The 22,616-nt window shown below is 73.1% G+C and carries 17 protein-coding genes and 1 pseudogene; 16 read left to right on the top strand and 2 right to left on the bottom strand.

The features are described 5' to 3' along the window. Window positions 1-60: 60 nt before the first annotated feature. Entirely contained in the window at window positions 61-696 is a 636-nt protein-coding gene (locus OG335_RS34525; RefSeq protein ID WP_405015087.1) for a DJ-1/PfpI family protein, read from the bottom strand. 70 nt (window positions 697-766) lie between these two features. Between OG335_RS34525 and OG335_RS34520 the strand changes: the two genes are divergently transcribed. Beyond that, the gene (locus tag OG335_RS34520; protein WP_405015086.1) at window positions 767-1,720 is read left to right on the top strand and encodes a helix-turn-helix domain-containing protein; all 954 of its coding nucleotides are present in this window, start codon (window positions 767-769) and stop codon (window positions 1,718-1,720) included. A gap of 352 nt (window positions 1,721-2,072) precedes the next feature. Here the strand turns inward: OG335_RS34520 and OG335_RS34515 are convergent, their stop codons facing one another. Beyond that, window positions 2,073-2,684, bottom strand: coding sequence for a CGNR zinc finger domain-containing protein (locus OG335_RS34515; protein ID WP_405015085.1), 612 nt, complete (start codon window positions 2,682-2,684; stop codon window positions 2,073-2,075). Between the two features lie 104 nt (window positions 2,685-2,788). On the opposite strand from OG335_RS34515, the gene OG335_RS34510 reads away from it, so the two are divergent. The 15 genes and pseudogenes from OG335_RS34510 (at window position 2,789) to OG335_RS34440 (ending at window position 22,468) form a co-directional block, all read left to right on the top strand. Beyond that, the gene (locus OG335_RS34510; protein ID WP_405015084.1) at window positions 2,789-3,637 is read left to right on the top strand and encodes an SDR family NAD(P)-dependent oxidoreductase; all 849 of its coding nucleotides are present in this window, start codon (window positions 2,789-2,791) and stop codon (window positions 3,635-3,637) included. A 1,145-nt stretch (window positions 3,638-4,782) separates the two neighbouring features. After that, a pseudogene (locus tag OG335_RS34505) lies at window positions 4,783-6,249 on the top strand (endo-1,4-beta-xylanase); the annotation flags it as partial. 196 nt (window positions 6,250-6,445) lie between these two features. Beyond that, the gene (locus OG335_RS34500; protein WP_405015622.1) at window positions 6,446-7,801 is read left to right on the top strand and encodes a non-reducing end alpha-L-arabinofuranosidase family hydrolase; all 1,356 of its coding nucleotides are present in this window, start codon (window positions 6,446-6,448) and stop codon (window positions 7,799-7,801) included. A 479-nt stretch (window positions 7,802-8,280) separates the two neighbouring features. Beyond that, window positions 8,281-9,414 carry a serine/threonine-protein kinase gene (locus OG335_RS34495; protein ID WP_405015083.1) on the top strand — a complete coding sequence of 378 codons (1,134 nt, stop codon included), beginning with the start codon at window positions 8,281-8,283 and terminating at the stop codon, window positions 9,412-9,414. Window positions 9,415-9,683: 269 nt separating this feature from the next. Then, the gene (locus tag OG335_RS34490; RefSeq protein WP_405015082.1) at window positions 9,684-10,961 is read left to right on the top strand and encodes an ABC transporter substrate-binding protein; all 1,278 of its coding nucleotides are present in this window, start codon (window positions 9,684-9,686) and stop codon (window positions 10,959-10,961) included. Continuing rightward, complete coding sequence (locus OG335_RS34485; RefSeq protein ID WP_405015081.1) at window positions 10,958-11,890, top strand: carbohydrate ABC transporter permease; 933 nt, start codon at window positions 10,958-10,960, stop codon at window positions 11,888-11,890. The genes OG335_RS34490 and OG335_RS34485 overlap by 4 nt, the downstream gene beginning before the upstream one ends. Next, a complete protein-coding gene (locus OG335_RS34480; protein WP_405015080.1) occupies window positions 11,887-12,717 on the top strand; it encodes a carbohydrate ABC transporter permease in 831 nt (276 codons plus the stop codon). The genes OG335_RS34485 and OG335_RS34480 overlap by 4 nt, the downstream gene beginning before the upstream one ends. Window positions 12,718-12,751: 34 nt before the next feature. Next, window positions 12,752-13,939 (top strand): ABC transporter ATP-binding protein, encoded by a 1,188-nt coding sequence (locus tag OG335_RS34475; RefSeq protein ID WP_405015079.1) that lies wholly within the window; start codon window positions 12,752-12,754, stop codon window positions 13,937-13,939. 513 nt (window positions 13,940-14,452) lie between these two features. Then, window positions 14,453-15,484 carry a polyprenyl synthetase family protein gene (locus OG335_RS34470; protein WP_405015078.1) on the top strand — a complete coding sequence of 344 codons (1,032 nt, stop codon included), beginning with the start codon at window positions 14,453-14,455 and terminating at the stop codon, window positions 15,482-15,484. A 2-nt stretch (window positions 15,485-15,486) separates the two neighbouring features. Beyond that, complete coding sequence (gene crtI / locus OG335_RS34465; protein WP_405015077.1) at window positions 15,487-17,019, top strand: phytoene desaturase family protein; 1,533 nt, start codon at window positions 15,487-15,489, stop codon at window positions 17,017-17,019. Further along, a complete protein-coding gene (locus OG335_RS34460) occupies window positions 17,016-18,014 on the top strand; it encodes a phytoene/squalene synthase family protein (protein WP_405015076.1) in 999 nt (332 codons plus the stop codon). The genes crtI and OG335_RS34460 overlap by 4 nt, the downstream gene beginning before the upstream one ends. Then, entirely contained in the window at window positions 18,007-19,011 is a 1,005-nt protein-coding gene (locus tag OG335_RS34455; RefSeq protein WP_405015075.1) for a DUF5914 domain-containing protein, read from the top strand. Before OG335_RS34460 ends, OG335_RS34455 begins: the two co-directional genes overlap by 8 nt. A gap of 3 nt (window positions 19,012-19,014) precedes the next feature. Next, on the top strand, window positions 19,015-20,211 hold the full coding sequence (locus OG335_RS34450; RefSeq protein WP_405015074.1) for a lycopene cyclase family protein: 1,197 nt from the start codon (window positions 19,015-19,017) through the stop codon (window positions 20,209-20,211). Next, complete coding sequence (locus OG335_RS34445) at window positions 20,208-20,930, top strand: methyltransferase domain-containing protein (protein ID WP_405015073.1); 723 nt, start codon at window positions 20,208-20,210, stop codon at window positions 20,928-20,930. The genes OG335_RS34450 and OG335_RS34445 overlap by 4 nt, the downstream gene beginning before the upstream one ends. After that, window positions 20,927-22,468, top strand: a complete 1,542-nt coding sequence (locus tag OG335_RS34440; RefSeq protein WP_405015072.1) for an FAD-dependent oxidoreductase — start codon at window positions 20,927-20,929, stop codon at window positions 22,466-22,468. Before OG335_RS34445 ends, OG335_RS34440 begins: the two co-directional genes overlap by 4 nt. The last annotated feature ends 148 nt before the right edge of the window (window positions 22,469-22,616 follow it).

The following is a 22,616-nucleotide window of genomic DNA, read 5'->3' as shown; positions in this document are numbered from 1 at the left end:
AGTCACGACATCGCGCCACTGCCCGATGCGGCACAAGGGCACCGTGCTCACCGGGCCGGCTCACTGTCGGGTGGAGCCGCCGGGGCCGGGGATCCAGGTGTACTCCATCTGGCGGGCGGTGCGGTGGGCGAGTTCGTCGCCGAGGAGGCGGCCGACGAGGTGGAGGCTGGCGTCGATGCCCGCGCTGATACCCGCGGAGGTGACGAGGTCGCCGTCGTCGACCCAGCGGACGTCGGTGCGCAGGCGGATGTCGGGCCAGCGTTCGGCCAGTTCGTCCTGGTCCTCCCAGTGGGTGGTGGCCGGACGGCCGGCCAGGGCTCCGGTGGCGGCGAGGAGGAAGGCGCCAGTGCAGATGCTGAAGGTCAGTGCGGAGGTCTGCCGGCGGCGGGTCAGCCAGGCGATGACGCGCGGATCCTTCTCGACGGCCGTGGTGACGCCGCCAGGGATCACCAGGACGTCGAAGGGCGGGTCCTCGTCGAGGGTGTGGTCGGCCAGGACGTGCAGGCCGCCGCGGGCGCGGACCAGGCGACCGGCCGGTGCGACCGTCAGGACGCGCAGCAGCGGCCGGCTGTCGGGGGTGCGGGCCAGGCGACCGGCGGTGCTGAAGACCTCGAAGGGGCCTCCCAGGTCGAGGACCTCGACCTCGTCGAAGACGAGCATGCCGAAGGTCAGCGGCGCGGTGGTGTCAGGGTGCATGCCACCAGACTCGGGCCCGACGCCGGCGGCCGACAGTGTCGGAAACGGCGCGCACCGCTAGGATTCCGTCATGCGCCCCCATCGTGTCGCCTGCCTCGCCTTCGACGGGATCGCGCCCTTCGAACTCGCCACCGTCGCCGAGGTGTTCGCCGTCCCCCGGCCCGAACTGGAGGTGGAGTGGTGGTACCGGTTCGAGCTGTGCGCCGAGACGCCCGGGCCGCACCGGGTCGTCGGCGGCTTCGACATCGTGGTGCACCACGGCCTGGAGCGGCTCCGGCACGCCGACACCGTCGTCGTCCCCGGGGTCGCGGACGTGCGCCGCGAGGTCGCCCCGGCGGTGCTGGAGGCGCTGCGGGCCGCACACGCCCGGGGAGCGCGGGTGGTGTCCGTCTGCAGCGGCGCGTTCGCCCTGGCCGCCGCGGGCCTGCTGGACGGCCTGGAGGCGACCACGCACTGGCGGCACGCCCGGTTGCTCCAGGAACGCCACCCCGAGGTGAGGGTCGACGCGTCGGTGCTGTACGTCGACACCGGGTCGGTGGTCACCGCCGCGGGCACGGCCGCCGGCATCGACGTCTGCCTGCACCTGGTCCGCAGGGACCACGGCGCCGAGGTCGCCGCCCGAGTGGCCCGCCGCATGGTGGTGGCTTCGCACCGCGAGGGCGGCCAGGCGCAGTTCGCCGAGCACCCGGTCGGCAGGGCGCCCTCCGGCGATCCGATCGGCGCTGCCGTGCGGTACGCGCTGGAGGGCCTGCCGCGGCGTCTGACCGTCGACGAGCTGGCCGGGGTCGCGCACCTGTCGGTGCGCCAGTTCGAACGCCGCTTCATCGAGGCGACCGGCCTGCCGCCGGGGCGCTGGATCACCCGGGAGCGGATCCGGGCCGGGGCCGCCCTGCTGGAGTCCGCGGCCCACCCGATCGACGCGGTGGCCGGCCGGGTGGGCCTGTCGGCCGCGGGGTTCCGCCGCCACTTCCGGCAGACAATGGGTGTCAGCCCTTCGGCCTACCGGCGCCAGTACCAGCCCTGACCACCACCGACACCCGCAGCCCCCCGGACGGTGCCCCCTTGCGGCGCGGGGTGAAGCCGGAGACCTCCACCGCAGGCACAGGATCCCTCCCGTCATCCCGCACCGCGGCCCGCCTCGTGCCGGCGGTGCCCTCCGGGTCAGGGTGGCGCGGTCTGGTCGGGGTCGCGTTGCCATTCGGTGCGGGCGGTGTCGGAGCCTGCGTCGACGTCGACGTTTCGGTCGGCGGACCGCTCGTCGTCACGGGCAGCCCGGAACCGGTGCGGGTCCGCGGCGAGGCCTCTCCCGGGGCCAGGTCATGGTCGGGGAGGGGCCCCCATCGGGTGCGGGTGGTCAGGCCCCGTGGAGCACGGACTCACGCCTCGGGCGGTGTCTCACTCTCCTGGCGCTGCCGTTGGCGGTAGTTACGCATGGACACCTGGGAGCCGCAGCCGGTACTGCAGTAAAGCCCCGCCCCGTTGCGGGTGCGGTCGAAGAAACCGAAATGGCACGGGGGGTTGCGGCACGCCTTGATACGCCCCCAGTCGCCGGTCTGGGCGAAGGTCGCCACCGCGGCCAGTACGGTCCCGAACACCCGCGGCACCCCTGCCTGCGGCGACGCCAGCTCGACACCACCGGCCGTGACCACCGGAGCCAGCGGGTAGAGCGAACCCGCGCGCCGCAGGTGCCGCTCGGCGTGCTGCAGCGGCTCGCCCAGGCTCTCCTCATCGCCCGAGTGCGCGAGAAGCAGGGTCACTAGGGCGTCACGCAGCTCGCGCGCGGCTGCGGCATCGGCGTCGGTCGCCACGGTTTCGCCGCCGAACCCGTCGTGCTCCGCGAGCCAGGCCGCGAACGCGTGCCCGTCTCCGAACAACTCCCGCCGGCCTGCCCCGTCCGCGCGCGTGTTCACGAACGCGAGCACGGTCTCCGCCGCCGGCGTGACCGTGCGCGGGCTGGGTTTCGCAGATCCGGCTGCCGCACTGCTCATCGCTCCATCCTACATCAGCAGGAAGAGGCACTAATCCGTCTAACGAGCAACGCGCAACATCATTCGCCTTGACTTGTTATGAGCTATCGACTTACGGTCGCAACATGAACGGAACCTCAAATCAGCAGACCGACCCCCGTGCATGGCTCATCACCGGCGCGACGTCCGGCATCGGCCGCGAACTGACGCTCCAGGCACTGGCGAGCGGCGACGTCGTCGCCGCACTCGCCCGCGACACCGCCCCCTTGGGCGAACTGACCGAACTGCACGGCAACCGCCTCCTCCTCGTGCAGGCGGACGTACGTGACGAACAGGCCGTCCGGGAAGCGGTGGAACGCACGCTCGCCCGGTTCGGTCGCATCGACGTGGTGGCCAACAACGCCGGCTACGGACTCTTCGGAGCCGTCGAGGAAGCCTCCGATACGCAGGCCCGCGCCGTGTTCGACACCAACGTCTTCGGAGTGCTCAACGTGCTCCGCGCGACGCTGCCAACACTCCGCGCCCAGCGATCCGGACACATCCTCCAGGGCTCGTCGGTCTACGGACAGTCCGCCCACCCCGGCGTGGGACTGCTGGCCGCAACCAAATACGCGGTCGAGGGACTGTCGGACGCACTGGCGGCCGAGGTCGCACCGCTCGGCATCAAGGTCACGATCATCCAGCCCGGACTGACCGCGACCCCCTTCCTGTCCAACCTCGACGTCGCGGCCGGCCTCGACGACTACGACCGGACCGTCCGCGAGGTCCAGAAGGGCATCGGAGAACTGCCCTCATCCGCGTTCTCCCCCACGGCGCGGATCGCCGCAGGCATCCGGACCGCGGTCGACAGCCCCAACCCTCCGCTGCGCCTGGCCCTCGGCACCTCCGGCGCCACCGGCATGCGCACCGCCCTGGATGCCCGCATCGCAGACCTGGACAACTGGAATCGCGTGACCGACGCCGTCGACAGGTAATCGCGAGTCCCGCAGGAGACCTCGGCGCCGACAGCCGAGGTCCCTCGGCGACGCGATTCGACACCCGGGTGGAACGGCACCGAGCGACGGGAGACAGGCCCTGCCCCCTCAGGACGGGCGGAACCCGTGCAACGCGAGGGCCGTGGCGCGGGAGGCAGGGCGCTGGGGAATGACGCTGCGGTGGCGGCGGAAAAGAGGGGGACCGCATCCCTGACGGGCACTTCGTCGTCGTCGACGGCAGGCGCTGGAAGGCGACCGACCCCGAGATCCCCGCCGAGATCGAGACGCGATTGACCCGCCATCCGACGGCGGCACGCCCGGCCGTGGCCACGGCAGGCGACGACCGGGTCCCGTCCGAGCCCGCGACCCGCACCGGCCCCGGCAACCGACCGCACACCGGGAACGGTCCTGGCGCCGCCCCGCAGGGCCGGGACGACGACCGGCGGACGCTGCGCCCCGGCGGCGGCAGGGGCGAAGCCGGGCCGCTGCCGCACGAGGGACGCCACTGGTGGGCCGCGGCGGGATCCGCCAGGTGCGGTTCGCCGTACGGCCCGGGAAGCCGCCTGCCGTTGAAGCGGGTCAGCCAGGAGCGGGAGTTTTCGTAACTTTCGGGGATCCTGCCGTGCGCCGCGGCCCACGACGGTGGTCGATCGGCGGGGGAAATCGGCGAGGCAGCAGTCAAGTTCTCGGGCTTCGCCGGTCACCGAGCGCCTGGCCAGCGACTTTCCGGGCAGGGGCACATTCGGCGGCAACCGATACTTTCACCGTTTCAGTCGAAAGCGTTGACAGCCCGTCAAGCGCAGGCCAACACTGTCGCCGTCGACAAGTCCGAACGGCGGACCCGATGCCGGCTCACAGGCAGGGCACGTGTCCGTCGTGAATTGTTAGCGCTAACGGACGGTGCCGACAGCAGGCCGATCCCTCCCGTCGGCCGGACCCCACAAGGGTGTGAGCGGCAAGGGTGTGAGCGGCGCGCCGACCGGAAGCACAGCTACTGGGCGGATCAGGCACCACGCCCGGACGCGCACCGCCGCCCTGCCCGGCAGGAACCGCCCGGCCGGGTGCGCGCCCGCACAACCGCCAGGACGAGGCGCCGGCTCCCGACCGGTGCGCAGGTATCCCCACAACAAGGAGAACGATTCGTCATGCCACGGTTCGACAGGAAGCCCGGCCTCCGCAAGATTCTGACGGCGGCCGCATGCGTGGTCGTCAGCTCGGTCCCGGCCGTCACCGCGAGCCCCGCGGCCCACGCCGCAGGGGCGACCACGCTGGGTGCGGCAGCGGCCGACAGCGGCCGCTACTTCGGCACGGCAGTGCCCGCCGGCAAGCTCGGCGACTCGACGTACTCCACCGTTCTCGACCGGGAATTCAACATGATCACCCCGGAGAACGAGATGAAGTGGGACACCGTCGAACCCTCCCGCGGGTCGTTCAACTTCGCCCCCGCCGACTCGATCGTCAGCCACGCGACCGCGCACGGCCAGCGCATGCGCGGCCACACCCTGGTCTGGCACTCCCAACTGCCCGGCTGGGCCGGCTCCATCACCGACGCCAACACCCTGCGCAGCGTGATGAACAACCACATCACCCAGGAGATGGCGCACTACAAGGGCAAGATCTACGCCTGGGACGTGGTCAACGAGGCGTTCGCCGACGGCGGCAGCGGCCAGCACCGCAGCTCGGTGTTCCAGAACCTGCTGGGCAACGGCTTCATCGAGGAGGCGTTCCGCACCGCCCGCTCGGTCGACCCCGCGGCCAAGCTCTGCTACAACGACTACAACATCGAAAACTGGTCCGACGCCAAGACCCAGGGCGTCTACACCATGGTCAAGGACTTCAAGGCCCGTGGCGTGCCCATCGACTGCGTCGGCTTCCAGAGCCACTTCGGCACCGGTGGGCAGCCGGCCAGCTTCCCGACCACCCTGTCGAGCTTCGCCGCCCTCGGCGTCGACGTGCAGATCACCGAACTCGACATCGCCCAGGCCTCCTCGACCGCCTACGCCAACACCGTCAAAAGCTGCATGAACGTCGCCCGCTGCACGGGCATCACGGTGTGGGGCATCCGCGACGGCGATTCCTGGCGCACCGGTGAGAACCCACTGCTGTTCGACAACAGCGGCAACAAGAAGCCCGCCTACGGTTCGGTACTCGCCGCCCTGGGCGGCGGCAGCGACACGCCGGGCGGGGGCATCGTCTCCGGCACCGTCTACACGCTCTCCGACGTGGCCGCCGGACGCGTCCTCGACGAGCCCGCGGGGCAGAACGGCAACGGCACTCCGCTCCAGGTGTGGGACGCCAGCGGCGCCTCCAACCAGCAGTGGCGGGCCGCCCAGAACGGCGACGGCTCCTACACCCTGATCAACATCGCCAGCGGCCGGGCACTGGACGAGCCGGGCAACCAGACCGGCAACGGGACGCGGATGCAGGTCTGGGACTCCAACGGCGGCGCCAACCAGCACTGGCGGGCCGCCCGGAACGGCGACGGCTCCTACACGCTGACCAACGTCGCCAGCGGCCGGGCGTTGGAGATCCCCGGCGGCCAGACCGCCAACGGCAGTCCCGTCCAGATCTGGGACTCCAACGGCGGCGCCAACCAGCACTGGAACTTCAGGTGAGCCGAGCCGCGGCCGGTGTCGCGACGTGATTCCCCCGGGCGACCCGCGCCAGCAATTGTTAGCGCTCACAGTATCGGGTGACAGTTCCATCCCTTCGCCAAGAGGAGGCCTTGTGCACAGGCAACGTTCCCCCCGCAGGCAGTTGTCGGTGGTGCTCACCGCCGCGGTTGCGGCCGTGGTGGCGCTGGCGGCGATGCTCGTCGCCGGCCCGGCCCAGGCGGCCACCAGCGGCGCCCTGCGCGGTGTCGCTTCCGGCCGGTGTCTCGACGTGTCGAACGCCGGCCAGGCCGACGGCGCGCTGCTGCAGATCTACGACTGCTCGGGCGGCGCCAACCAGCTGTGGACGTCGACGTCCGGCAACCAGCTGACCGTGTACGGCAACAAGTGCCTGGATGTTCCGGGCCACGCCACCACGGCCGGCACCCGGGTGCAGATCTGGGCCTGCAGCGGCGCCGCGAACCAGCAGTGGCGGGTGAACTCCGACGGCACGATCGTCGGCGTGGAGTCCGGACTGTGCCTGGACGTCACGGGCGGTGCCACGGCCAACGGCACGGCCGTGGAGATCTGGACGTGCAACGGCCGCAGCAACCAGCAGTGGACCGGCCTGTCCGGGACCCCGACCACGCCCCCGCCGACGGGCGGCACCTGTGCCCTTCCGTCGGCCTACCGCTGGGCGTCGACGGGCGCGTTGGCGCAGCCGGCGAACGGGTGGGCCGCGGTGAAGGACTTCACCGACGTGGTCTACAACGGCAAGCACCTGGTCTACGCGTCGAACGTGTCGGGATCCTCGTACGGCTCCATGGCGTTCAGCCCCTTCACGAACTGGTCGGACATGGCCTCGGCCGGCCAGAGCGGGATGAGCCAGGCCGCGGTGGCGCCCACGCTGTTCTACTTCGCGCCCAGGAACATCTGGGTGCTGGCCTACCAGTGGGGCGCGTGGCCCTTCATCTACCGCACGTCGAGCGACCCCACCAACCCCAACGGCTGGTCCTCGCCGCAGCCGTTGTTCACCGGCAGCATCCAGGGCTCCGGTACCGGCCCGATCGACCAGACCCTGATCGCCGACGGCCAGAACATGTACCTGTTCTTCGCCGGTGACAACGGCAAGATCTACCGGGCGAGCATGCCGATCGGGAACTTCCCCGGCAGCTTCGGCTCGTCGTACACGACGGTCATGAGCGACACCACGGCCAACCTGTTCGAGGCGCCGCAGGTCTACAAGGTCCAGGGCCAGAACCAGTACCTCATGATCGTCGAGGCCCAGGGCGCGAACGGACGCTACTTCCGGTCCTTCACGGCCACCAGCCTGAGCGGCTCGTGGACCCCGCAGGCGGCCACCGAGAGCAACCCGTTCGCGGGCAGGGCCAACAGCGGTGCCACCTGGACCAACGACATCAGCCACGGCGACCTGGTCCGCAACAACCCCGACCAGACCATGACCATCGACCCCTGCAACCTGCAGTTCCTCTATCAGGGCAAGTCCCCCACCGCGAGCGGCCCCTACGACCAGCTGCCGTGGCGCCCGGGCGTCCTCACCCTGCAGCACTGACCCACCCGACCCACCGTGACCGCCATCGGGTGCGGCCCGCCTGCGCGTCGACGGACGGTCCGCGGCACGGGTAGCTCCACCTGCTGACCGTGCTCACCCTTCGAGGAGCCCCGGCCGTACGTCGGCCGGGGCTCCTCTCCTCCGTGGACTTCGTCGTGGGCACGGATCGGGACCACACCGGGTTCGGCGAGCGTGGCGTTCCCGCGCAGGTGAACCGGTGCCGGCGACGGCGGGATGTCCCGCACCCCGCCCGACCGTCCCCGGACTCACGGCTTCGTCGGCGAGCGGGTGGGCCGCCCGCGCGGGGGTAGGCGACGCGAAGCCATCCTCCTCCGGCCGGAGCAGCGGTGGACCGTTCGGGAGCGGAGACGTCGATGACCACCGCGCATGCACTTCCTGTCCCTGCTGGCCTGTTCGCAGATCGGTACCGCGTTCAGGGACACCTGGGCAGCGGTGGAGCGGCCGAGGTCGTGCGTGCCGTGGACGAACGACTGCAGCGGCCGGTGGCGCTCAAGGTGTTCCGGACCGGGACCGGAAGGGAGGCCGCCGAGCGGTTCGCCCTGGAAGGCCGGACGTTGGCCCGGCTGCGGCACCCCGGGCTGGTGGAGGTGTACGACTACGGCGAGTGGGACGAGCGTCCCTTCCTCGTACTGGAACTCGTCGAGGGCCCGACGTTGCAGGAGGTGCTGGCGCGCGAGCCGCTGTCCCCGGTGACAGCGGCACGGCTGGGGGCACGGCTGGCGAGGACCTTGTCCTTCGTCCACGGGCGGGGTGTCGTCCACCGGGACGTCAAGCCCTCCAACATCCTCATCGGTGACGGTGGGGCTCCGCGGCTTGCGGATTTCGGCGTCGCCCGGCTTTCCGGCGACGCCGCCGTGACCCGGACGGGGTTCGTCGTCGGCACTCCGGCCTACCTCGCACCGGAGCAGATCCGTGGTCGGCAGGCACAGCCGGCCGCTGACGTGTACGCCTTGGGTCTCGTTCTCGTCGAGTGCCTCACGGGGCGCCGCGAGTACCGCGGCGCGCCCCTCGAAGCCGCCGCCGCTCGACTGCACCGCTCTCCCGTCATCCCCGGACGCCTGCCGGCCTCCCTCTCCCGGATCCTGCGGCAGATGACTCTCAGCGACCCGCGGCAGCGGCCGTCGGCGGCCGAGTGCGCCGAGGCGCTCGCGGAGGTCACGGCGGTGGCCGCTCCGACGCCGACGCGACCTCCGAGCCTGCGGGCACTGCGGGTGCCGGCAGGCCGAAGGCGCGGCGCGCCCCTGGTGGCCGCGGCGGTCCTCGCACTGGCCGCCCTGGTGGGCAGCGCCTCCTTCCTGCAAACCCCTCCCCGGCCGGCACCCGCAGTGCCCGCCCCGGCCGGCCGACAGTCCTCGCCCGGGGCTCTCCCGGTCTCCGGTCCGAGCGGGCCCGCCGCGCGGCCCGCGGGCGGTGCTGCGGCAACCGCGCCGGTGGCCGCGACGACCTCGGACACCGCACCCGCCGCCGAGCAGTCTGCGCCCGGCCCGGCATCGCCCGCCGGTGCGGCTCCCGTCTCCCGCCGGACACCGCCGGCACCGCCCAAGGACAACGGTGGCCCGGGCGGAGCCAGGAAGGCCAAGAAGCACCGTTGAACTCCTTTCGGAGGTCCGACGACCCGCCGGTCCCCGCGGCGCCGGCCTTCACGGGACACCGCAGACCCCTGCCGTTCCGGGCGGCGGCGCCGGGCACGGATTCGTCGCAGGCGCGCGGAACCCGGTGCAGTGGGGTGACGCTTCATCGGGCGGGACCGGCCGAGGCCGGGGATGCTCCGTCCGGGTAGTCGACGGCGCGGCGTCCGACGGCCCCCGCACCCCACCGGGTTACTGTCGCCGGGTTCGTCCGTCCCCACGTCGGGAGAGCGATGCCGAAGGACCGCACGTCCCGCTCCTGGTGGCCGAGTGCCCTCGTGGGCCTCTGCGTGGTCGCGTCCGTCCTGACCGGGTGCGGGAGCAGCGGCCAGGGCGGCCCGGTGACGTTGAACTGGTACAACTTCCCGGACGACTCCGGCGCTCTCCAGCAGGCCGCCGACCGTTGCGGCCGGCAGTCGGGCGGCCGGTACACCGTCAAGTACAACAAGCTGCCGCGCGGCGCCGACGGCCAGCGCCAGCAGCTGGTGCGGCGGATGGCCGCGCACGACGAGGGCGTGGACGTCCTCGGACTGGACGTCACCTGGCCGGCCGAGTTCGCGGAGGCGGGGTGGATCCGGGAGTGGACCGGGGCGATGAAGGAGAAGGCCACCGCGGACACCCTCAAGGCCGCCGTGCAGACCGCGACCTGGCAGGGGCGCCTCTTCGCGGCACCGTACAACTCCAACACGCAGCTGCTCTGGTACCGGGACGACCTGGTGCCGGACCCGCCGAAGACCTGGGCGGACATGCTGGCCCAGGCCGACGCGCTGGCGGAGCAGGGCAAGCCGCACTACGTCGAGATCCAGGGCGCCCAGTACGAGGGTCTGACCGTCTGGTTCAACACCCTCGTCACCAGCGCGGGCGGCACCATCCTCACCCCGGACGCGCAGGCGCCCTCGCTCGGACCGCCCGCCGTCGTCGCGGCCGGGGTGATGCACGACACCGCGGTCTCGGCGGCGGCCGATCCCTCCCTGCCCAACCAGATGGAGGACCAGAACCGGCTGGCGATGGAGTCGGGGACGGCCGCCTTCGAGCTGAACTACCCGTTCGTCTACCCGTCGATGAAGGCCAACCAGCCGGAGCTGTTCAAGCACTTCCGCTGGGCGCCGTACCCCTCGGTGGTTCCGGGCCGGCCGGCTACCGTCACCATCGGCGGGATCGACCTCGCCGTGGGTGCGTACAGCCGTCACCCGGACCTCGCGTTCGAGGCCACGCTCTGCCTGCGGGACAGGGAGAACCAGCTCACCAACGCGCTGGAGGGCGGCCTGCCGCCCTCCCTGCGCAGCCTGTACCAGGCGGCGGAGCTCACCGAGAGCTACCCGTTCGCCGCGGACGTGCTGGCCGCACTCGACAACGCCAGCGTGCGGCCGCAGACCCCCGCCTACCAGAACGTGTCCATCGCCATCTCGCACACCCTCTCGCCGCCTGCCGGCATCCGGCCGGAAAGCACCGTGGCCGACCTCCGCGGGCAGATCGAGGACGCGCTCGGGTCCAAGGGGCTGATCCCGTGACACCGTCCACCGCACCCGGCGACACGGCGGGGCAGAAGACCGTGAAGCCGTCCGAGGGTGCCCGGCAGGAACGCCGGCTGGGCCTGCTGCTCTGCGCGCCCGCCGCGTTCGTGATGCTCGCGGTCACCGCGTACCCGATCGCGTACGCGATCTACCTGTCGTTGCAGCGCTACGACCTGCGGTTCCCGCAGCAGGCGCAGTGGGTCGGACTCTCCAACTACGGCGCCGTGCTGACCTCGCAGTTCTGGTGGCAGGCGCTGTGGGTCACCGTGCTGATCACCGTGGTGTCGGTGGTGATCGAGCTGGTCCTCGGAATGGCGCTCGCGCTGGTCATGCACCGCGCGGTGTTCGGCCGCGGCACCGTCCGTACGGCGGTCCTGGTCCCCTACGGCATCGTGACGGTGGTCGCCGCCTACTCGTGGCAGTACGCCTGGACGCCGGGCATCGGTTACCTCGCCGCACTGCTGCCGGAGGGAAGCGCGCCCCTGACGGACCAGTGGCAGGCGATCGGACTGATCATCCTGGCCGAGGTCTGGAAGACCACGCCGTTCATGGCACTGCTGCTGCTAGCGGGCCTGGCGCTGGTGCCCGAGGAGACCGTCCGGGCGGCGATGGTGGACGGCGCGACCTTCGGGCAGCGCATGCGGCTGGTGATCCTGCCGCTGATGAAGCCGGCGATCCTGGTCGCCCTGCTCTTCCGCACGCTGGACGCCTTCCGCATCTTCGACAACATCTACGTGCTGACCGGAGGCTCCAACGACACCGGTTCGGTCTCGATCCTCGGATACGACAACCTCTTCACCGCCCTCAACCTGGGCATCGGGTCGGCGATCTCGGTGCTGATCTTCATCTGTGTGGCGGTCATCGCCTTCGTCTTCATCAAGGTCTTCGGCGCTGCCGCGCCGGGTGGCGAACCGGAGCGCCGATGAGCAGCCGCACCCGCACACTGACCGGCTGGGGCTTCGCCAACCTGGTGGTCGTCCTCTACGCGCTGTTCCCGGTGTGGTGGATCGTGGCGCTCTCCTTCAAGGACCCGAGCACCCTCACCGACGGTGACTTCGTGCCGCGCGAATGGACCTGGGAGAACTACCGGGGGATCTTCCGGACCTCGGAGTTCACCCGCGCCCTCGTCAACTCGATCGGGATCTCCGTGATCTCCACGACCATCGCGGTCGTGCTCGGAACCATGGCGGCCTACGCGGTGGCCCGGCTGCGGTTCCCCGGCAAGCGGCTGCTGATCGGCGTGTCCCTGCTGATCGCGATGTTCCCGCCGATCTCGCTGGTCTCGCCGCTGTTCAACATCGAGCGGGCGCTCGGCATCTTCGACACCTGGATCGGCCTGATCATCCCCTACATGACGTTCTCGCTGCCGCTGGCGATCTACACCCTGTCGGCGTTCTTCCGGGAGATCCCCTGGGATCTGGAGAAGGCGGCGAAGGTGGACGGCGCCACACCGTGGCAGGCCTTCCGGCTGGTCATCGCCCCGCTGGCCGCGCCCGGTGTGTTCACCACCGGCATCCTCGTCTTCATCTTCTGCTGGAACGACTTCCTGTTCGCCATCTCGCTGACCTCGACCACCTCGGCCAGGACCGTCCCGGCGGCGATCGCCTTCTTCACCGGCAGCTCGCAGTTCCAGCAGCCCACCGGTTCCATCGCGGCGGCCGCCGTGGTCATCACCGTTCCGATCGTGATCTTCGTTCTGCTGTTCCAGCGCCGCATCGTCGCCGGCCTCACCGCCGGCGCAGTCAAGGGATGAGACCGCCCCACCGGGCGGACCAGGAAGGCGAACCGTGGCCGAGATCGTCCTCGACGGCATCACCAAGCGCTACCCGGACGGCGCTCTGGCCGTCCGCGACTTCAACCTCACCATCGCCGACGGCGAGTTCGTGATCCTCGTCGGCCCGTCCGGCTGCGGCAAGTCCACCACGCTCAACATGATCGCCGGGCTGGAGGACATCACCGAGGGCAGCCTGCGCATCGACGGACAGGTCGTCAACGACCGTGCCCCCAAGGACCGCGACATCGCCATGGTGTTCCAGAGCTACGCCCTCTACCCGCACATGAACGTGCGCGACAACATGGGCTTCGCGCTGCGCCTGGCCAAGGTCGACAAGGCGGCCATCGCCACCAAGGTCGAGGAGGCGGCGCGCATCCTCGACCTCACCCGGCACCTGGACCGCAAACCGGCCAACCTCTCCGGAGGCCAGCGCCAGCGGGTCGCCATGGGCCGCGCGATCGTCCGCGATCCCAAGGCCTTCCTGATGGACGAGCCGCTGTCCAACCTCGACGCCAAGCTCCGGGTGCAGATGCGCACCCAGATCGCCGCCCTCCAGCGGCGCCTGGGCACCACCACCGTCTACGTCACCCACGACCAGGTCGAGGCCATGACGCTGGGGGACCGCGTGGTCGTCATGCGCGGTGGCGTCGTCCAGCAGGTCGGCTCGCCTCAGCACCTGTACGACGCGCCCGTGAACCTGTTCGTGGCGGGCTTCATCGGCTCTCCCGGCATGAACTTCCTCGGCGCGACGCTGGAACGGAACACCCTGCGCACCTCGCTCGGCGACCTGCCGGTGGACGACCGGATGCGGCGGGCCCTGGAGGGCGCGGACGCCCCGCGCGACCTCATCGTGGGCATCCGCCCCGAGGACTTCGAGGACGCTTCCCTGGCCGAGGGCCACCGGGACGGCGTCACCTGCAACGCCACCGTCGAGGTCCGGGAGTCCGTGGGCTCCGACGTGTTCGTGCACTTCAACGAGGAAGGCGGCCCCGCACGCAGCGAGGAACTCGCCGAACTCGCCGCGGACTCCGGCCGGGCCGACACGGGCATGCAGGAGCACCGGGTGGTCGCCAGGCTGAACCCCGCCACCCGCGCCGCCGAGGGCAGCGCCCTGGAACTGTGGATCGACACCTCCCGCATCCACGTCTTCGATCCGGCGAGCGGCGCCAACCTGACCCACCCGGACCGGCCGGGCCGCTGAACCACGGGACGGCCCGCCCTCACCCGGCACGGTGGGGCCGGTGGGAGGTGACGCGGAGGGCGGCCCGTCCGGGGCCTGGACGGAGCGCGGGGCCGAATGCTGCGGGAACGCTGCAACCCCCGGGCCGGACCGTCGCCGTGGATGCTCGACAGGGCGGGTCCGGTGCTGCCGCCGGCGAGCGTCGCCGGCGCTGACGTGCCGAAAGCCCGGACCGCGGCCGGACGGGTGATTCGTCGCACGCCGTGCGTGTGGCGTCGTGTTCCGGCACGTGGAGGGCGCGAAGACTGGGAGCCGGGGCAGACCATGGACGACCGATTCCCCAGGATGACGACGGAGACCGACCGGATGCAGGGAACGGGCGTGACGGCTTCGGCCACCCGCGGCGTCGGCACTCGTACGGGCGGGTCGGACTTCACCGGAGCGCTCCGTCGTGTTCTCGCGACTGCGCTGGCGTGCGACTGCGCGGCGCACGGCACGTCGGTCCCCGAAGCGCCCTGCGCATGCCCCGGGGTCGTGCGGGACTTCATGGCGCGGGGCGGCAAACGCACCCGCGCCCAGTTGGTCCGGCACGCCTGGCGGGCGGTCGGCGGGGCGGATGCGGGCCCCGCTCACGCACGCATGGTGCGGCTGGGCGCGTCGCTGGAGCTGATCCAGGCCTGCGCGGTGGTGCACGACGACCTGATCGACGGGGCGGACCGGCGCAGGGACGCCCCCACGCTCCACCGGGCGTGCGCGACGGAGCACCGCGGGCAGCGGTGGAGCGGTGACAGCGACCGGTACGGCGTCGCCCAGGCGGTCCTCGCCGGGGATCTGGCGCTGGCGCGCGCGGACGACCTGGTGCTGGACGTCTGCTGCGAGGACCCCGCGGCCGGCCGACGGATCCGCGGCCTGTGGCGGACCATGCGCGAGGAGATGGTGACAGGTCAGCGGCTCGAACTGCGCCTCCAGGCGGAGCGTTCGGGGTCGGCGGAGGCGGCGCTGTCCGTGGCCCGGCTCAAGAGCGGCGGATACAGCGTGCAGCGGCCGCTGGAGCTGGGGGCGGCGCTGGCCGGTGCCGGGCCGGGGCAGATGTCGGCGCTGGGGGGCTTCGGTGCCCGGATCGGTCTCGCGTTCCAGCTGGTGGACGATTTCCGGGACGTCTTCTGCGACGAGGCCGGGCTGGGCAAGCGGCCCGGCAGCGACCTGGCGGAGGGCAAGCGCACGTACATGGTGCTGCGGGCCATGGAAGCGGCGGAGAGCGGGCACCCGGCCGGACACGGGATGGTCATCCGGGCGGCCTTCGGCGACCCTGACCTCGACGACGGAGGTCTGGGGCGGGTCAGGGAGGCGATGCGGGCGGTCGGCACCGAAGCAGAGATCCTGGGCCTCGTCGCACGGCTGCGCCGGGAGGGCCGCGCGCTCCTGCACGCGGCGGACCTCGACCCGTCGGCGGTGGCGGACCTTGTCGAGCTGACCGACCGGATGACCGACCCCGGATCGGGCGGCACCGCCGTCGCCGGCACGGCCCGGGCCGACAGCGGCCCGCGGACGGGCGGGGAGGCGTAGTGATGCGTACCGTGACCGGCCGGACGGACCACGTCGTCGTCGTGGGGGCAGGGCTGTCGGGTCTGTCCGCGGCGCTGCACCTCCTCGGCGCCGGACGCCGGGTCACGGTCGTCGAACGCGGTGAGGGACCCGGCGGGCGGGCGGGCCTGCTGGAGGTGGACGGCTACCGCATCGACACCGGACCCACCGTGCTGACGATGCCCGGGATCCTGGAGGAGGCGTTGTCGGCGGCGGGCGGGCCTCCCCCGGCCCGGCTCGACCTGGTGCCGCTCAGCCCCGCGTACCGTGCGGCGTTCGCGGACGGCTCCGTGCTCGACGTCCACAGCGAGCCCGAGCTGATGGAGGAACGGATCCGACGGTTCGCGGGGGAGCGGGAGGCGCTGGGCTACCGCCGTCTGCGCCGGTGGATGGAGGAGCTGTACCGGGTGCAGATGCGCAGCTTCATCGACGCCAACTTCGACTCGCCCGTAGGTCTGCTGGGTGCGGACCTGGCCCGGCTGGCCGCCCTGGGCGGCTTCGGCCGGCTGGGTCCGAAGGTCGCCTCCTTCCTGCGCGACGAGCGGCTGCAACGGGTGTTCTCCTTCCAGTCGCTGTACGCGGGTGTGGCACCGGACCGGGCGATGGCGGCGTACGCCGTCATCGCGTACATGGACACGGTGGCGGGGGTGTACTTCCCCCGCGGCGGCATGCACGCGGTGGCGCGGGCCATGGCGGACACCGCGGCCGCAGCCGGTGCTCGGCTGCGCTACCGGGCGGAGGCGGCCTCGCTGGAGCGCGGCCCGTCGGGGCGGGTGACGGCGGTCAGGACGGCGGAGGGCGAGCGGATCGCGTGCGACGCCCTGGTGCTGACCGCGGACCTGCCGGCCGCCCACCGGCTGCTGGGGCGCGGACCCCGGCGGCCGGTGCGGTTGCGGTGGGCGCCGTCGGCGTTCGTCCTGCACGCGGGGACGGACCGGCGGTGGGAGCAGCTGGCCCACCACACGTTGTCGTTCGGCCGGGCCTGGAGAACGACGTTCGCGGAGCTGACCGGGACGGGCCGGCTGATGAGCGATCCCTCGCTGCTGATCACCAATCCGACCGTGACGGATCCGTCGCTCGCGCCGCACGGGCGGCACCTGCACTACGTTCTGGCGCCCTGCCCGAACCTGGAGGTGGGCCCGATGGACTGGCGGCGGATCGCGCCCTGGTACCGGGACTCGATCGTGGCGGAGCTGGAGCGGCGCGGGCTGACGGGTTTCGGGGACGCCGTCGTCCGTGAGCAGCTCGTGACGCCGGCCGACTGGCAGCAGGCGGGGCTGGCCGCCGGAACGCCGTTCTCCGCGGCGCACACCTTCCGGCAGACCGGGCCGTTCCGGCCGCGCAACCTGGTTCCCGGCGAGGTGAACGTGGTGCTGGCGGGGTGCGGGACAACGCCGGGGGTCGGCGTGCCGACGGTGCTGCTCTCCGGCAAGCTGGCCGCCGCCCGCATCACGGGCGGTGCGCGGCACCGGGGCGCCGCGCGGGCGCTGCCCGTGCGGGCGGGGGGTGGCGGGTGAGCGCCCGGGAGCTGGACCGGGCGCGGGTGGCGGAGCCGGCGCTGCGGGCGGCCTACGAGGAGTGCCGTCGTCTGAACGCCCGGCACGGCCGGACCTACTTCCTGGCGACCAGGCTCCTGTCCCCGGCGCAGCGTCCCGCGGTGCACGCCCTCTACGGGTTCGCCCGGTGGGCCGACGAGATCGTCGACGACCTGGCGGCCCGTCCCCTCGCCGCGGAGCGTGCGGGCGCCCTCGACGAGCTGGAGCGCCGGCTGGGGAAGGCGCTGCGGGACGGCCGCGGGGGGCACCCCGTGGTCGATGCGGTGGCCGACACCGCCCGCCGGTACGGCATCGCACACCGGCACTTCACGGACTTCCTCGCTTCGATGCGGATGGACCTGGACGTCGAGGACTACCCGACGTTCGACGCCCTGATGGGGTACGTCCACGGTTCTGCGGCCGTGATCGGCCTGCAGTGCCTGCCCGTCCTGGGCACGGTGGGCCCGCAGGACGAGGCGGCGCCGCACGCCGCGGGCCTGGGGGTGGCCTTCCAGATCACCAACTTCATCCGCGACGTCGGGGAGGACCTCGACCGCGGCCGGGTCTACCTGCCCTGCGACCAGCTGGCCGCGCACGGGGTCGACCGCGAGCTGCTCGGCTGGTGCCGCCGCACCGGCCGCAGCAGTCCGCGGGTGGTCGCCGCGCTGCGCGAGCGGATCGCGCACACCCGCGGGCTGTACCGGTACGCCGCCCTGGGCGTGCCGATGCTGGCGCCACAGTCGCGTCCGTGCGTGGCGGCCGCCCTGGTGCTCTACCGGCGGATCCTGGACGAGGTCGAGCGGCACGGCACGGCGGTCGTCCTGCACCGGAGGGTCTCCGTGTCGCGTTCCCGCCGCGTGCTGGCGGCGGCCCGGGGGGCCGGTGGTGCGGTGGCGGCACGCGTGCGCACCCCGGGCGGAAGGGCGGCGGGCGAACGGCGCGGGGCCTCGCCGCCGGAGAGGGGGACCGATGCGTGAGGGGCGCGGGAGGCGGCTGCCGGTCCGCCGGATGCGCCGGGAGCGGTGGCTGGACCAGGAGCCGACGTGGCGGCAGGCCGGAGCGGCCCTCATCGGGGCGGCGGTCGCACGGGCGGGCAACCGGCCCAGCGGCAACTGGTACGTCGCCGGGGCGAGCGCCGCCGTCCGGCCGGGCCGCGCCGTGGGGCGCCGGATCGCCGGTGTGGAAGTGGTGGTGTGGCGCGGCGACGACGGCGGTCTGCACGCGGGCCCCGGGGCCTGCCCGCACCTGGGCGCCCCGCTCTGCACCGGCCCCGTGCACGGGCAGGAACTGGTCTGCCCCTGGCACGGCATGCGGCTCGGCCCCCGCGGCGGCCCGGGCTGGCGCCCGTTCCCCGCCCACGACGACGGGGTGCTCGTGTGGGTGCGGCTGGACTCGGCGGGCGGCGAGCGGCCCACCGACGGCGTCCCGCACGCCCTGCTGCCCGGCACGGCCGACGCCCTGGTGTCGGTCACGACGGCGGCGGGCGCCTGCGAGCCGCAGGACATCCTCGCGAACCGTCTGGACCCGTGGCACGGCGCGTGGTTCCACCCGTACGCGTTCGGCGGCCTGACCGTGCTGCACGGTCCGCCGACGGACCTGCCGGCCGACGCCGGTGCGGACACCGACCGGTTCGTCGTGGAGGTCTCGTTCCGCCTGGGACGGCGGTTCGCGGTACCGGTCATCGCCGTCTTCACCGCGCCCGGCCCCCGGACCGTCCTCATGCGGATCATCGAGGGCGAGGGCGAGGGCAGCGTCGTGGCGACGCACGCGACACCGATCGGCACCCCCGGCAGGGGGCGGACGGTGGTCACCGAGGCGGTGATCGCCCGCTCCCACCGGCCCGGCTTCGTACTCGCCCGCGCACTCGCCCCGCTCGTACGCCCGGTCGTGCGGCGCACCGCCGGACGGCTCTGGCGCGACGACATCGCCTACGCGGAACGCCGGCGGGCACTGCTCGACGCGAACGGCCACTGACCGGTGGGAGCCGTCGACGTCGCCGTGATCGGCGCGGGCGCGGCCGGGCTGCTGCTCGCCGACGAGCTCACCCGGGCCGGCCGCCGGACACCGCCGTCCGTGGCGCTGGTCGACCTGCCCGACGGAGACCCGCACCGGCCGCCGCCGCGCACCTGGTGCTTCTGGGAACACGACGCCGGGCGCTTCGACGGCCTGCTGGCGGCCAGTTGGGACACCGCGGGGATCGTCTCGCCGGACGGACGGCTCACCCGCCACCCGCTGGCGCCCCTGCACTACAAGATGCTCCGGTCGCCGGACCTCGACGCATGGCTGGACGCGCGGCCCGGCGGCTCCGCGCGCCTCGCACGGGTGACCGGCGCGGCGACCGGCATCACCGAGGGCCCGGCCGGCGCGGTGGTGGCCCTCGACGGCGCCGGCGGACCGGTGGAGGTCCGGGCCCGCTGGGTGTTCGACTCACGCCCCCGGCCGCCCCTCCCCGACGCACGCACCGCCCTGCGCCAGCACTTCCGCGGCTGGTTCGTCGAGACCGCCCTCCCGGCGTTCGACCCCCGGCTGCCCCTGCTGATGGACTTCCGCGTCCCCCAGCCCGCCACCGGTCTCGCCTTCGGGTACGTCCTGCCGACGAGCGCGCACCACGCCCTCGTGGAGTACACCGTCTTCGGCCGCGACCCGTGGCCCGCGCCGGCGTACGACCGTGCACTGCACGGCTACCTGGAGCGCACCCTCCGCGTCGGCGCGTACCGCGTGGAGGACGTCGAGCACGGGGTGGTGCCGATGACGGACGCGACGTTCCCCCGGCAGGAGAGCCGCCACGTGTTCCGCATCGGCACCGCGGGCGGCGCCACCAGGCCCGCCACCGGCTACACCTTCACCACCGCGCTGCGCCAGGCCCGGGCCGTGGCCCGCGCCGTCGACCTCGGAACGCGGCCGGCACCACCACGCCCCCACCGGCGCCGCCACCTCGCCATGGACGCCGTCCTCCTGCGTGCCCTCGACACGGGCCGGATCGGACCCGCGTTCTTCACCGGCCTCTTCCGCCGCAACAGCGCCGCGACGGTCCTGCGCTTCCTCGACGGCACCTCCGGCCCCCTCGACGAACTCGCCATCGGCCTGCGCTGCCCGCTCGGCCCCATGCTCCGCACCTGCCTCGACCTCCCCGCCCGCCGACCGCGCGGTTCCTCGACGAAGGGAACGCCGTGACCCTCCTGCACGGCCGCGAACTCTCCGCGGCCTTCGACCGCTCCAGCGCCGCCTACGACCGCCTCACCTCCCTCTACCCCGGCTACCACCGGCGGCTGCGCCGGGCCGCGGCCCTCGCCGCCCCCGCGGGCACGGGCACCGGCGCCCGCCTGCTCGACCTCGGCTGCGGCACGGGATCCTCCACCCGGGCCCTGCTCCGCGCCGCACCGTCCGCGACGGTGACCGCCCTCGACGCGTCGGCCGGCATGCTGGAACGTGCCCGCGCCAAAACCTGGCCGCCCACGGTCTCCTTCGCCCTCCTGCCCGCCGAGGACGTGGGCCGGGCGCCCGCGCAGGGGCCGTTCGACGCCGTGTTCGCCGCCTACCTCGTCCGCAACACCGCGGATCCCGACGCCGTCCTCCGGGCGGCCCTCCGCGTCCTGCGCCCGGGCGGGCGCCTGGTGCTGCACGACTACACCCTGCGCGGCCGACCCCGCGACCGCGCGCTGTGGACCCTGCTGTGCCGCACCGTGATCATCCCGCTCGGCAGCGCCGGTCCGGGCGGCCCGGCCCTCTACCGGCACCTGCACCGCAGCGTCCTCGACTTCGACACCGCACCGGCCCTCGCGGACCGCGTCCGGCGCGCGGGCTTCACCCGGACACGCGTACACCCCGCCCGCGGCTGGCAGCACGGCGTCCTCCACACCCTCACCGCCGAACGACCCGAGGAGGACAGATGACCCGGACGCCGAAACCGGCGCCGCCCGGCCGCGACCGCAAGGCCGTCCACTGGCCGGCCCGCCACGGTGCACCGTCGGCCGCGGCCCCCGCCCCGCGGACGGCCGTCGTCGGGGCGGGGATCGCCGGCCTGTCCGCGGCGATCGCCCTCGCCGAACGCGGAGTCCACGTCGAACTGTACGAGCGGGCGCCCGTACTCGGCGGCCGCCTCTCCGGCCGGCCCACCCGTCTCGCGGACGGGTCCACCGCCACGATGACCCGCGGCTTCCACGCCTTCTTCCGCCAGTACTACAACCTGAGGGCCCTGCTGCGGCGCATCGATCCGGACCTCGGCATGCTCACCCCGCTGCCCGACTACCCCCTGCGCCGACGCGACGGCGCCACCGACGGGTTCGCCCGCCTCCCCCGCCCCGCACCATGGAACGCCCTGGCGTTCGCCGCCCTCAGCCCCACCTTCCGCCTCGGCGACCTCGCCCGGATCCGGGCCCGCGCCGCGCTGCCCCTGCTGGACGTCCGCGTACCCCGGGTCTACGAGACGCTCGACCACACGAGCGCCTCCGACCTCCTCGCCTCGATCAACTTCCCGCCCGCGGCACGGCACCTGGCCTTCGAGGTCTTCTCCCGCAGCTTCTTCAGCCACCCGGACACCCTCTCGGCCGCCGAACTCGCCCTGATGTTCCACCTGTACTTCCTCGGCTCCAGCGAGGGACTCCTCTTCGACACCACCACCGAGCCGTTCCCCCAGGCACTCTGGGAACCGCTCGCCGCACACCTCCACTCCCTCAAGGCCCGCATCCACACCGGGACGGCCGTCCGCACGGTCACCCCCCGCCCGGACGGCCGCCACGACCTCGGGCTCGACGGCCCCGCCGAAACCTTCGACGCCGTCGTCCTGGCCCTCGACCCCGGCAGCCTCCAGACCCTGGTCCGCCACTCCCCCGCCCTCGGCGACCCGCCCTGGCGGGCAGGCGTCGCCGCGCTCCGGCAGGCACCGCCCTTCCTCGTCAGCCGGCACTGGCTCGACCGCCCCGTCCACGGCAGCCGACCGGGTTTCCTGGGCACTGCCGGATTCGGCCCGCTCGACAACGTCAGCGTGCTCGAACGCTGGGAGGGCGAGGCCGGCCGCTGGGCGCGGGCACGCGGCGGGTCCGTCGTCGAGCTCCACGCCTACGCCCTCGATCCCGCCGCCGACCACGAATCCGTCCAGCAGGAGCTGGTCGACCAACTGCACACCCTCTACCCGGAGACCGCCGGCAGCCGGACCCTCGACAGCCGACACGAATGGCACGCGGACTGCCCCCTCTTCCCCGTGGGCGGCTACGCCCACCGGCCGGCCGCCACCACCTGCCACCCGCGCCTGGTCCTGGCCGGTGACACCGTCAGATGCCCGCTGCCGACCGCCCTCATGGAACGCGCCGCCACCACCGGCTTCATCGCCGCGAACACCCTCCTGGAAAGCTGGGGCGTGCACGGCCACGACCTGTGGTCCGTGCCCGGCCGCGGCCGGAACCGCCTGCTGCGCCGACTGGCCCGCCCGTGACCGGGCCTCCCGGGGGTGTCCGCTGCGGAAAGCCGTCGGGGCGGCTCTGTTCGAAGACGGGGTGGACTCCTTCCTCAGACGGCCGCCGAGAGGCGGTCCGGGCGGCCGACCGGCACCGGACCGCCGGGCAACGTTCACATCGACCGGT

Origin of the sequence: Kitasatospora sp. NBC_01539, from assembly GCF_045040525.1 — a bacterium.
GTDB lineage: Bacteria > Actinomycetota > Actinomycetes > Streptomycetales > Streptomycetaceae > Kitasatospora.
This window is presented reverse-complemented; position numbering and strand designations above follow the sequence as displayed.